This window comes from Poriferisphaera corsica (genome assembly GCF_007747445.1).
GTDB classification, from domain to species: domain Bacteria; phylum Planctomycetota; class Phycisphaerae; order Phycisphaerales; family Phycisphaeraceae; genus Poriferisphaera; species Poriferisphaera corsica.
Genome location: NZ_CP036425.1, coordinates 2,498,813 through 2,511,624, shown reverse-complemented (window position 1 = coordinate 2,511,624; position 12,812 = coordinate 2,498,813). Strand labels below are relative to the sequence as shown.

11 protein-coding genes are annotated in these 12,812 nt (G+C 50.8%); 6 read left to right on the top strand and 5 right to left on the bottom strand.

The genetic code is table 11. The features are described 5' to 3' along the window. Nucleotides 1–30: 30 nt before the first annotated feature. From KS4_RS10360 to KS4_RS10345, 4 genes are all read right to left on the bottom strand, one after another. Nucleotides 31–351: a co-chaperone GroES gene (locus KS4_RS10360; protein ID WP_145077699.1), complete on the bottom strand. Its 321-nt coding sequence runs from the start codon at nucleotides 349–351 to the stop codon at nucleotides 31–33. Nucleotides 352–403: 52 nt separating this feature from the next. Next, complete coding sequence (locus KS4_RS10355; RefSeq protein WP_145077697.1) at nucleotides 404–940, bottom strand: hypothetical protein; 537 nt, start codon at nucleotides 938–940, stop codon at nucleotides 404–406. 85 nt (nucleotides 941–1,025) lie between these two features. Continuing rightward, nucleotides 1,026–1,706: a hypothetical protein gene (locus KS4_RS10350; protein ID WP_145077695.1), complete on the bottom strand. Its 681-nt coding sequence runs from the start codon at nucleotides 1,704–1,706 to the stop codon at nucleotides 1,026–1,028. A 58-nt stretch (nucleotides 1,707–1,764) separates the two neighbouring features. Continuing rightward, entirely contained in the window at nucleotides 1,765–2,382 is a 618-nt protein-coding gene (locus KS4_RS10345) for a MogA/MoaB family molybdenum cofactor biosynthesis protein (RefSeq protein ID WP_145077694.1), read from the bottom strand. A gap of 429 nt (nucleotides 2,383–2,811) precedes the next feature. Between KS4_RS10345 and KS4_RS10340 the strand changes: the two genes are divergently transcribed. Both KS4_RS10340 and KS4_RS10335 read left to right on the top strand, forming a co-directional pair. Further along, complete coding sequence (locus KS4_RS10340) at nucleotides 2,812–4,677, top strand: TolC family protein (RefSeq protein ID WP_200761153.1); 1,866 nt, start codon at nucleotides 2,812–2,814, stop codon at nucleotides 4,675–4,677. A gap of 63 nt (nucleotides 4,678–4,740) precedes the next feature. Beyond that, complete coding sequence (locus KS4_RS10335; RefSeq protein ID WP_145077690.1) at nucleotides 4,741–6,231, top strand: efflux RND transporter periplasmic adaptor subunit; 1,491 nt, start codon at nucleotides 4,741–4,743, stop codon at nucleotides 6,229–6,231. Between the two features lie 64 nt (nucleotides 6,232–6,295). On the opposite strand, the gene KS4_RS10330 is transcribed toward KS4_RS10335, so the two are convergent. Then, nucleotides 6,296–8,185 carry a hypothetical protein gene (locus KS4_RS10330; protein ID WP_145077688.1) on the bottom strand — a complete coding sequence of 630 codons (1,890 nt, stop codon included), beginning with the start codon at nucleotides 8,183–8,185 and terminating at the stop codon, nucleotides 6,296–6,298. 87 nt (nucleotides 8,186–8,272) lie between these two features. Here KS4_RS10330 and KS4_RS10325 point away from each other — a divergent pair, with 87 nt between their 5' ends. From KS4_RS10325 to cysS, 4 genes are all read left to right on the top strand, one after another. After that, nucleotides 8,273–8,887, top strand: coding sequence for an NADPH-dependent FMN reductase (locus tag KS4_RS10325; protein ID WP_200761152.1), 615 nt, complete (start codon nucleotides 8,273–8,275; stop codon nucleotides 8,885–8,887). 113 nt (nucleotides 8,888–9,000) lie between these two features. Next, entirely contained in the window at nucleotides 9,001–9,603 is a 603-nt protein-coding gene (ybeY, locus tag KS4_RS10320) for an rRNA maturation RNase YbeY (RefSeq protein WP_145077686.1), read from the top strand. A gap of 117 nt (nucleotides 9,604–9,720) precedes the next feature. Then, complete coding sequence (locus tag KS4_RS10315) at nucleotides 9,721–11,001, top strand: transporter associated domain-containing protein (RefSeq protein ID WP_145077684.1); 1,281 nt, start codon at nucleotides 9,721–9,723, stop codon at nucleotides 10,999–11,001. Between the two features lie 241 nt (nucleotides 11,002–11,242). Next, nucleotides 11,243–12,793: a cysteine--tRNA ligase gene (cysS, locus tag KS4_RS10310; RefSeq protein ID WP_145077682.1), complete on the top strand. Its 1,551-nt coding sequence runs from the start codon at nucleotides 11,243–11,245 to the stop codon at nucleotides 12,791–12,793. The last annotated feature ends 19 nt before the right edge of the window (nucleotides 12,794–12,812 follow it).

Here is a 12,812-nt window from a genome sequence, read left to right as displayed (position 1 = left end):
TTTTACTGCTAAAGGGCCAGACATCGCACACTATTGTCGCCTGAATACAGCGACCACATTCTCCACAGGCACAACAAACAAGCGGTTGTCACCTTCAAAATCCACAGGGATAGCGCCTTTGGGATCGAAGAGAATCCGGTCATATTGCTCGATCGGATAGTTGCTGTCTGATGCGACTTCAGCCGAAACAGTCACCACGCGGCCGGTGATTGTGGGGATCTCAATCTTGTCTGGCAAGTGAATCCCTGACTTTGTTTGTTTCTTGTCCTCATCTTTTCGGATAAGCACACGTTTACCGATCGGTTCAACCGTTTCCAATGTCTGTCTTTCGTTGTTACTTGTCTGACTCATAATCACTTTATTTTAGGCGATTTCAGCCCATCGCTCCATTCGACTTTCTTCTCTACACATCATCGGCCTTTAAGACCTTTTCACCGCACTCCGGGCACGCTAACGCGGATTCATTGCCACGTAGATCGTAGCCGCACTCAAAGCATAATTGACGATCAGCTATTGTCCGCTTGAAACGTTTGATAAGCCAACGGCGAATTGGTGTTGTTATCGCGATGTATATCAGACCACACAAGATTAATCCGAAACCGACTGTAATAATCTTCCAATCACCATCATAAACCGCATCGTAAAACAGAAGCAGAATAAAAAATATAACGATGAAACCACCCGCAAAGCATGATACGTATCCAAGATAACAAGGTGCTAATGAATAGCTTCTTGCGATACTTTTTGGGGTGCGTGGATACGCAAGAAACATATCACGTGATGCAAAAACCGGGGCCACAAACATAAAGAAAATCACACCCCCGCTATATGAGAGCATCAAGCAGATGGCAATGCATAGCATCAGGATTCGATGAAAATCATCAAAGTAACCGTAGAATGTGTTTAGGACAACAACTAAAACTGTTAGGAGTGTGGGCAAAACGATCATCCAAATTGGCAGCGTAACATACTACGGATATCGTTTTTCGATCTCGTGCGGTAGCGCATTGCTCGATGCATCATCTTTACTCACTCATGGCCCTCGTAATTTCCTGTTCTACACCCGCGGCTTTCAACTTGTCCATCCGCTCACGTTCAATCTCATGTCCGCATTCAGGGCAATTTTCTGCTTCAAGATTTCCCCGCAAATCATATCCGCACCCGTAACAGATATGTCGCCACGTTGCGGTTTCCTTCGCTTTTTTGTGTAGCCATCTCGAATACATAAATAAGAGTGGAAAGATCATGAAGCCGACAAGCATGACTCCGCCACCAAAGCCCATCAACCAAAGGTTTTCGTCCCATTCCCATTGGCTCCAATAAAGCTTTGTATACAAAAGCGGGGCAAAGAAACATATACCAGTAAACTCAAGCAGGGAGAACAGCCAATACGGCCCACGTATCGGCCACTTAAACACCTTTTCCGGCGATTCACCTTTCAGCTGCCATCGCTTATCAGTGATCCGAAAATATGGCTGCGCCAAACAACGGAAAAGAATACCGGCAGGCATAAACACTAAAACACAAAACAATAAAACCCAGCCCGTAGCAAAATAGAATCCAATGCCAAAACCAAGCATGCTCAGTAGTATCTGAATGATGATTGCAAGAAATGGTGACAAAATGAGTAGCGAGCTGATATTCTGATACCACGTACCAAGAAAACGACTTTCCCCTACGCACTCCGCCTTGCTTTTTCTCGCCATCACATTGCCCTCGGTTCAATTCTCACATGTCCCGTTAACCAAGGGCCATCATACCTCATCACCTCTGACGTTCCCATAGCAAGTGAGGCAGTTCCGGCAGGATCAACTTCTCCATCCCTAATCGCACCGCATTCACAGAGCCCGGCATCGAAAAGATAAAGGTTTCATGCCCCGCACTGCATGCTAACCCAGCCACCGCTCGTGACAACATGGCACTCGCACCCACTTCTTTATATGATAGCATCCGAAACAGTTCGCCAAACCCCTCCAGTTCTTTCTGCAATAATCGGCTTACCACCTCCACCGTCCTGTCCCGTCTCGCAATCCCTGTTCCACCCGTCGTGATAATGACATTGATCTCAGCTTGTGCTTTGCTCGGAATCGCAGAACCCATCCCTCCATTCCCCGATCCAGCATCCCCCGCCGGTTTCCCAGATTTATCCAACGGCAGTACCGGTGTTTTGCTTGATCGTAGCCAGTCCAGCAACTGATCCTCCACATCTGCTGGGTTATCTTTCACGATCGCATACCCCTTTACCGAATGCCCAGATTGTTCCAGCATTTCCATGATCAGTTGGCCTGATCGGTCATCGGACTCTGTACGCGTATCACTGACGGTCAGAACAGCACAGTTCGCTCGATATTCTCGTGACTGTGTTTTATGGTCACTGTTCAAATGATCTCTCCATTCATCAACAGTTTTGCCGAAAAATCACTGCAAAATCATTCTGTTTTACGACCTGTTTCTCGCTTCAATACTATCGTCCCATCACCTTTCTTCCAGAGAAAACCCCCCATTTGCGACATCCCCTTACCCCAACGAGAGGTGCACAACATATGCTTTCGCAAAAATCTTTCGATACCTTAGATCCGATTCTCAGAAAAATCCGTCTTCTTTTCTGCAATATCTCATCTTGTACTACGTCTAACTAACAGAATTCGTTATTCTGTACGTATCGGATGACGATGATCGGGTAACCTTAGCCTCTGGTGACATTCTACTAGTTGTTTGTTCTGTCTGGCATTCAAGGCCCGGGTGCTTCCACCGGATCGGTCGCTCTCCAGCTACCTTTATTTCAGCTTGATCTTCAGGACACAAACAATGATGTCTGTACGGCAATTCCTTTACTTCCCCGCCCTTACTCTAGCTATCGCCTCGCTCTATGCGTGTACTTCTGCCAAACCCTTCTCCGATCTCGACTGGGATGCGAAAGAGATCATTTCGCAAAACCAAAAAGATATCCTAGGCCGCCAAGCCGTCACCTCACCTCTTAACACAGACAACCTCAAAAGCAAGTCGCTGAATAACGATATCTACTCAAAGTCACCCCGCACAAACAACCCTGATGCTCATGATCTCCCTGTCGATAAAACCGATCCCAATACCGACATCATTAGCGAGGCTTCTGAAAAATCTATTGATCCCGGCAAAGATGCAACCCGTCTGAATCTCGAAGACATCATTGCCTATGCACTTGAAAATTCCCCCGAGTACAAAAACGAAAAAGAAGGCCTCTACCTTCAAGCACTCTCACTTATCACTGAACGTCATCAATGGGGCCCGCGTTTCTTCTCCACACTCTCAGGTGGAATTAGCGGCACACCCGAAGCCGGTGATCACGACCTCGTCGCCGATCTCGTCCAAGACCTCCGCGTCACGCAAAAACTCCCCTATGGCGGTGATGTCTCTATCAAAGCACTCGTCAACTACGTGAACTACCTCCGCTCAGCTTCCGACACCGCAGATAATCAGGAAACGCAAAAATCTTCACTTTCCGTCTCATTCAACCTCCCGCTTCTACGCGGTGCAGGTCTCGTCGCTCAAGAATCAATCATCGCTGCAGAACGCAGCATGATCTACGCGGTTCGTGATTTTGAACGCTTTCGGCGTTCCTTTATCGTCGATCTCTGCACCTCATACTTCAACCTACTCCGACAGCAGCAGTCCATCGAAAACTCCCAGCGACGCCTCGAAAACCTCGAACGTCTCTCGCGCCGCTTCAAAATGCTCGCCGAAAAAGGCCGCGAGCCATTCTTCCAATACGAACGTGCGCAAGGCCAAGTCCTCTCCGGCAAATCCTCACTCTCCAACGCCATCGACTCATACCAAAACGCGCTCGATAACTTCAAGATCACCATCGGCATGCCCACACAAGAAGCTGCTGTTATTGAGCCTGCTGAAATCGTTGTTCCTGAGCCCGCGCTAAAACCAATCGCTGCAATACAAGCAGCATACGAATACCGTCTCGATTTCCAAACTCAGCGTGACCGTGTCGATGATACTCGTCGTCGCCTCAAAAACACGAAAAACCGTCTTCTCCCCGACCTCAACCTGTCCGGCTCGGTTGGCCTCAACTCCGATCCAGATATCCGCAAAGCAGGTTTTCAGCTTGATGCCGGTGCATCCACTTATAATCTCGGTGCATCACTCGAAATACCCCTCGACCGTGTTTCTGAAACCGCCGACTACCGTTCAGCTCTCATCAACCTTGAACGTGCTGAACGCAACTTCCGTGTCCAGAAAGATCGCATCGCTCAGCAAGTCCGCTCTGCAATCCGCGACATCAAACAAGCACGTTTCAGCATCCAGCTTCAGGAACAGAACGTAAAGATCACCGAACGCCGTTTGACAGCCGTTCGTCTCCGCGAGCGAACACTAGGCCCACGTGAAGTGATCGACGTCCTCGATGAACTCAACGATGCCCGTGAAGAACGTGACCGCGCAATCACCAATCTCCGCACCTCGATCCTCTCATTCCTACTCACCACCGGTCAGATGCGCGTCTCACCTGAAGGTCGCTGGATCTCGCCCGGCCAACTCCGCTTCGACCCACAACTCCCACCGATCAAAGAAGAGCCGGAAGCTCCACCTGCAGACCTCGAAGCACCCGTCAACGACAACTTCGATCCCCAACTTCCTCCTTTTGAGGAAAACACAGATCAAACGGTATCGCCTCAAACCCCGTCATAACACAACCCCGCAATACCTAACCCAAACGATTATTAAAACCAAAAACCTTCCATTGGATCGGTTATGAACACGAATACTTCCACATCGTCATCAAAAATCAAACGTTTTGGCATCCTCTTCATCGTACTGATTGCCACTGGCATCATTGTCTGGATAGCCACCGGCTCATCCAACGTTGGCAACGCATCTGGAAGCTCCGTCTCTGAGATGAAAAACGAATGGTTTGATGTTGCCAAAAAATCCTTCGACCTCACCGTGGTTGCCTCAGGTGAACTTGCCGCAAAAAATCAGGTCGAAATAAAGTCCGAAGTCGAAGAACGCCTCGCCATCGTCGAGATCGTTCCTGAAGGTAAATCTGTCAAGAAGGGTGACACCCTCGCGAAACTCGAATCCGCCAAAATCGAAGAGCGTATCGAAACCGAAGTCCTGGCCGTCGAGTCAGCGCAAACCGAGCTGACCAACTCGGAGCGTAATCTCGAAATCGAAAAGAACTCAGCAGCCGCGTCACAGAAAAGTGATGAAGTTAAGCTCATGATGGCTAAGCTCGACTTCGAAAAATGGCTCAACGGCGATGTGCCTAAAAAGCAACGTGAGCTCGCGCTCGCGCTCGAAGAAGCCGAATATCAACTCAAGCGTGCAGAGCGTAATCTGGTCTCCTCACAAGAGCTTTACAAAGAGCAGTTCATCTCACTCAATGAACTTGAAGATGACGAGCTGAAACTCAAAAAAGCGAAAGATTCGCTTGTTACAGCGAACAACAATATCGATATGTACAAAAAGTACACCTTCCCCAAAGAAGAAGAGGACATGAAGACTAAGGTTGAAACCGCCGAGTCTTCACTCCAAAGAACCATCGATTCTAACACCTCCAAACTCTCGCGCATTGAAGCTGAACTCAAGAGTAAAGAACGCCGTCTCAAAATCAAAGAAACACGCTTGAAAGAGCTCAAAGAGCAGCTTGTCAATACCACCATCATCGCACCTCAAGACGGCCTCGTTGTCTACGGCACATCCGTAGGCTCACGCTGGTCACGCCAAGACCCCATCAAGGAAGGCCGCCAAGTCCGTTTCAATGAAACCATCTTCGTCCTCCCTGATACATCCATCATGGTTGCCAAGATCAAAGTCCACGAAGCGATGCTCCCGCAAGTCAAGATGGATCAGGAGGTCCAAGTCACCATCGACGCTCGACCCGGCGAAATCGTCACCGGTAAGATTACAAAGATCGCTGTCATGGCAGAAGAGGGCAGCTGGATGAATCCCAACCTACGCGAGTATGTCGTCACAGTTGAACTGCCCGGCGATGCAGGTGAAGGACTCAAGCCTGCCATGCGTTGTAACGGCACCATCATCATTGGTCACGTCGAAGACGCTATCGCCATCCCCGTTCAGGCAGTTTGGACCGAAGGCCGCAAGCATTTCGTCTACACCGGCCCCAACCAGACGGGTGATGTTAAAACCGGTCGCGCTTCCGAGACATTCGTCGAAATCACCGAAGGGCTCGCTGATGGCGACCGTGTCCTGCTTCGCAATCCAACAGCTTCAGGCAATTAAAACAAAACCCCGCCACTAGGGCAGGGTGCTATATAAATCTTAAATCTAATCAAACGCTGCATCATCATGGTGCAGCGTTTTCCTCGATGATACCTTTCTGCAATTCCGCCTCATCCTGATCGTCTTCCTCTGTATCCGCAGGCGGTAAGATCGTCTCCATCTCGCCCATTGTGCCCATCTCCATCATCCGCCCACGCACCGACGATTCGGTCTGCGGCAACAACGGATCTGGCGGATTATCAACATCTCCCTTCTTCAGCAACTGAGTTCCTGGCAACGTATTGTTGAAATTGCCCGGTTCAAACAGCACCGCTTTCGGACTCTCTGAACTCTCATCAAAATCTATCTTCGCAGTTCTCACATGATCAAACGGCGAATTCAAAAACAATCCTCGTATCGGCATCGACCCAATCAACGCCCATGTTCGGAAACCCGCCGCCGCAAGACCCTGCCAATTATTATTGTTCCACTCCTGTGGCTTGTAGCCACCCATTGCCAAACCCATCTGTTCCGCTACCGTATTCGCATCCAACGGATCACGCGTGTCATTCCCCAAGGGTATTTCGCCAAACCGATACGTCGTTAAATGCACCGTCCGTCCATCCACTGGCGCAAACTGAATCGGCGGCCAATTCTCACGCTGTAGTCGCTTCATATTCGCTGTCATCTCCTCCGGCCACAAAATATCTGTCCCTGATGTATCACCAGGAAAGTTCACGCCCGAAGGCTCCTCAAGTTTCACCGTCCTCGTATCATCATCTGCCACCTCGTCATATGGCACAGGTGCATTGTCGAAAAACACATTCTCCTCAGGATCAATCTTTCCTTCTGCAACCTTTTCTTCAAATTCCAGTACCTTCTCACGATCCGATGGATCTAACTCCGGCCGCGTTGCCGCATCAGTTGCCGCATTCTGTTCGCTTCTCTCCATAATCGCACGATTTGCTCTTGCCCATGATTCGCCTTCTCGCGTTTCGCCTGTCCAATCTTCCACCGGCCCGCTTTGTGGTAACCCCCATCCCTCTCGCAGCACTTTCCGCCCATGTGGCCCCTCAATCGGCACGTCAACATCGGCTGCCTGATCTAATTCCGCATCCGTCATCGCCTTTTCATCATCACGCACAATCTCGTCCAAGGCTTCGCTCGGCCCAATCTTCTCTGAATCAATCGCACGTTGTTCAACCGTATCACCACGCACAACCTTCTGCTGTTGCCCTGATCCGCCCCTCAAAAACGTCGATACTGCTTTCCAAAACCCACGCGGCTCATGATCCTCTTGTGCATCAGCCTGAACCCCTTCATTTTTCAATTCCTGTACCTCATCCTTTTTTTTATCCACCTCGTTTTCGCCCTTTTTAACTGCAGCATTCGTTTCGGAGTCAGTATTATCAGAATCAGACTGACGACTAATAACTCGACTCTGTGCAGGGATACCTGTCTGATCGCCCGAATCGCCTCCTACAACAACGCCACTCCCCGGCCCGCCATCTGCCTCACTATTCTGTGGACCGTCTACTGACTTTTCTTCGATCGGCATTTCGGAAACTTCATTGGTAGTATTATCAGAATCAGCATGACCACCAACAACGCGGCTCTGCGCTGGGATACCCGTTTGATCTTCCGAATCGCCTCCTACAACCACGTCACTCCCCGGCCCCCCATCCGGCTCAACCACCTCACCCCCTTGTTGCTCCCCCACAGCACTCTCTCTTTCTCCGCCATCCGTTTCCTGCAACATCGCCATCTTCGCCATTACCACAAAAGAGACCTTCGGGTCCGCAAACCCATAGTGTTGATACGAGTTGTACTCAGGTTCTGTCTCAAAGCGAGGCCGATCCCGATGCAATTCCTTATAATTGTGCTCCCCCTGCTTCGAGGAACCCGAAGAGCACCCAGCAATCCATAACAGGGTGCTAAACACCACCAGAGTCATCGCAAATCGTTTCTTAAACATAATGATTCTCCATGCATTCACACAATAACCGTTACAATGTGACTCTAGTACATCAAATATCGTCTGAATACCAAGGGATACCGCATAATGTCATCCATGAATACGCTCATCATTAGTTGCTCTTTGAACCCCAAAAGCCGATCCGCTATTCTCGCGCAGCATGCCAGTGACATACTCACGCATCTTAATATCGACACAACCCTCCTCGATCTCCGAGAATGGGACATCCCTTTCTGTGACGCCTCATCTGCCTACGCTCACCCTTCCATCCAAAAACTCACAGATGCCATTACAGCCGCCGACGCCGTCCTCCTTGCGATTCCCATCTATAACTACGACGCAAACGCTGCAGCAAAGAATCTTATCGAACTTACAGGTAAAGCATGGACCGAGAAGATCGTCGGCTTCCTCTGTTCCGCAGGCGGCCACGGCTCCTACATGTCCGTCATGCCCTTAGCAAATTCCCTCATGCTCGATTTCCGATCTCTCATCCTCCCACGCTTCGTTTACGCCCTCGAATCCAATATCAACCACCCAGACCCCACCAACCTTGATGCTGCCCCCATAGCCTCCTCTATAGATCCACACATCGACGACCGTATCCGCGAGCTCTGTTCCGACCTCATTCGCCTCACGCACGGCTGGATTCAGCCTCATCCCATGCCACATGCCCACAAAAAATCCAACCGCGAATCTCTCTAGTCCTCCGCAATATCCTTCCCGATTTCTGTCCATCAATCCGTATTGCCGATATTGGATAAATCCCAAATTAACGATATCATTGGGTTTTGTATTTCTCTTAAAGATAAAGCGATATGAATCAGCAACACGACAACCCAAACCCCGCCTCGGACGCAGCTCAACAAGCAGCCTCCGATGACGACCCCATACCTCAACCCGGTTCTGATCCTCTCCAATCAGGCGTCGAGCTTCACATCTCTCGTGAAGCTCCCGATTCCGATCCCCCCACAGACAATTGGCTTCAACCGCTCATCGTCAAAGCCCTCACCGCCGCCGATGTCAATACCGGTTTGCTTGGCATCAACATCGTCGCCGACGATCGCATGGCTGAGCTCCATCTCCAATTCATGAACATCCCCGGCCCAACCGACGTACTTACTTTCGATATGTGTGAAGATGAAACCGATCCCTTCGAAGGCGACATCATCATCAATATCGACGAGGCCGCACGCCACGCCCAACAACATAATCACGACACACGCACCGAAGTCCTCCTCTACGCTGTTCACGGCATCCTCCACCTCCTCGGATACGACGACCATACACTCGAAGACTTCCAAGACATGCACAAACGTGAAGACCAAATCCTCCAAGCCATCGGCATCGGTAAAGTCTTCCATCTATCTCCACACGATCGACCAAAATCTGACCCATCAAATCATGAGTTAGACACTTAATCTATTCCGATCCCGCACACTTGTTCAGCCACCCCGTTACTGACCAAGCCCGCCCAGCAGATGTCATGCTCAAGGCAAAACATTACCAAACTCACGGGGTTTTGAAGGTTTACAGCATTGCAATCTGCGATCATCATCGCTTCAGTTAGCTGCCTACTCACCTGCTACTTCGCCGCAATACAAGTTGCCCTCCGTGCATACTCCAAGCGAAAGCTCGGCGACCTCCTCAAATCTGCCAACACTGAAACCAGACTCGAATCCTTCTCCAACCGCATCCCCAAAATGCTCATGGTCACAGGCATACTCCGCACAGCCTTCTCCATGATCATCCTCCTCGCATCCTTCTACTTCGGCCAGTACGAGTTCCCAACCGACGCACAATTCCAATACGTATCCGCCTTCATCATCGGCGGCATCCTCCTCATCATCTTCAATGTCGCCATCCCCTCATCATGGGGAACCTACAAACCCGAATGGCTCCTCTCCTGGTCGATCCCCATCCTCTCATTCCTCACCTTCATCTTCACGCCCGTCATCGCCATCCTCTCTATCTTCGATCCCATCGTCCGCCGCATCTCCGGCGTCGATCTCGAAAAAGATTACGACCCCGAAATCGCCGAGGAAGTCCTCTCGACCATCGAGCAACACGACGAATCCGACACCGTCGATGAAGAGCAAAAAGAAATGCTCGAAGCCATCCTCGATATCTCCGACACAGACGCTGGCGAAGTCATGACGCCACGCACCGACGTCCACGGCATCTCCGTCAGTTCAACCCTCGAACAAGCCCGCGACGCAATCATCACCTTCGGCCACTCGCGCATCCCCGTCTACCAAGACAACCTCGACAACATCCTTGGCATCCTCTACGCCAAAGATCTCATCAAATATGTCGACCAATCCCCCTCAGATTTCAACCTCAAAAACATCATCCGTGACCCCCTCCTCATTCCAGAATCCAAGACCGTCCGCGACCTGCTCGCCGAATTTAAAGCACAGAAAATCCATCTCGCCATCGTCATCGACGAGTACGGCGGTACCGCTGGCATCGTCACCGTCGAAGACATCGTCGAAGAGATCATCGGCGACATCCAGGATGAATACGAACTCGAAGAAGAACCCCAGCAAATCATCATCCTCGATTCCAATACAGCCAACATCGATGCCCGTACCCACATTGACGACATCAACGACCAGTTCGATATCGAACTCCCCGAAGACGAAGACTACGACACCATCGGCGGGTACGTTTTTTCCTCCTTGGGCCATATCCCCAACGTCGGTGAGCAATTCGACTTCGAAAACCTCCGTTTCACCGTCACCGCTGCCGAACGCACAAAAGTCCTCTCCATACGCCTCGAAAGACTCACACCTGACACAAAACCTCTCGACCAGTAGAATATTTATCCTGATAACTTAGTTCTCAGATAGCCGCAACACCTTCGGGGGGACAGGTCGCCGGTACGCATCGCTCATACCTCCTCTCACCCTCATCCCAAACAAAGCCCACCACCGCCGGTGGTGGGGTGTCCCAGTGGTTGCTGCCGCTAACTCAGCCAACTCTCACCCCTCACGCCGCCTCCCTCAACGAGCACTAGCCACGAGCACTTATTTCAACCCCCAAACCCAGTTGTACACCATGACACAGATCACACCTGACATCCTCCCCATCAATTTCTACAACACCCTCACGCACGCTGTCGAGCCGTTCTGCACCATTGAGCCCGGCAAGGTCTATATGTACAACTGTGGCCCCACCGTCTATGACTACGCACACATCGGCAACTTCCGCGCCTTCGTCTTCGCCGACATCCTCCGCCGCTTCCTTGAGCTAGCCGGTTACGATGTCACCCAAGTCATGAACATCACCGACGTCGGCCACATGACCGAAGACAACCTCGCCGACGGCGGCGGGGAAGACAAAATGGAAGCCGCCGCCAAGCGTCTCAAAGAATCCAAAAAGTCCGGCATCGCCGACATCGACAACCCCGATGATCCATATGCCGTTGCAAAATTCTTCACCGAAGCGTTCCTCGAAGATTCACAAAAACTCAGCATCAAAATCGCCGACGAACACGACACCCACATGCCCCACGCAACCGACTTCGTCGAAAACAGCATGATCCCCATGATCCAAACCCTCGTCGACAACGATCACGCCTACGTTGCCGATGACGGCGCTGTCTACTTCTCCGTCGAATCATTCCCCGAATACGGCAAGCTTTCCGGCAACACACTCGACCACCTCCGCGGTGGTGCGGGCGGCCGCGTCGAAGACACTCACCAAGCCTCCAAACGCCACCCCGGCGACTTCCTCCTCTGGAAACCCGACACCACCCATAAGATGAAATGGGATTCGCCTTGGGGCGTCGGCTATCCCGGTTGGCACATCGAATGTTCTGCCATGGCCCGCTCTGTTCTTAAGCGTGACGTCATCGACATCCACACCGGCGGCGAAGATAACATCTTCCCCCATCATGAGTGTGAAATCGCTCAGTCATGCTGCTCTACCGGCCAATCACACTTTGCTCGTTTCTGGATGCACACTCGCTTCCTACTCGTCGAAGGCACGAAAATGTCTAAATCCAAAGGCAATTTCTACACCATCCGCGATCTCATTGACGGTGAGAGTAAGCTTGTTGAAGACCCAGCCGTCCTCCGCTACGAGCTGATTAAAGCCCACTATCGATCCAACATGAACTTCACCAGGCAGGGGCTCAAAGACTCCGGCTCAGCTGTACAAAAAATCCGCAACGCCGCAGCCAACTTCTCATCTCAATCTAATGGTGAGATAGCCGAAGTCGATCGCAACCACCCAGTCGTCAAACGTTTCCTCGAATGTTTAGCCGACGATCTTAACGTCTCCGGCGCTCTCGCAGTCGTGTTCGAGTTTATTAAGCGACCAGAAGAGGATTCAAAATCACCGGCAGAAAGCCTTGCGGTTTTAAAGAAACTTGATCACGTCTTGTGCTTGTTAGAGGACAAAGCAATCGCGTGTTTCAGAATGCCGCTAAGATTTAGCGCGGATGCAACGGTATATAATCCTGATGAAATGTGTAAACAGCTCGACGAAGCCCGCGCTAACAAAGATTACGCAGCCGCCGACAAGCTCCGTGACCAACTTAACGAACTCGGCTACGACGTTAAAACCACCAAAGAAGGCACCATCGCTACCAAGCGACTCGCCTGATATGAGTGAACAGATTCAA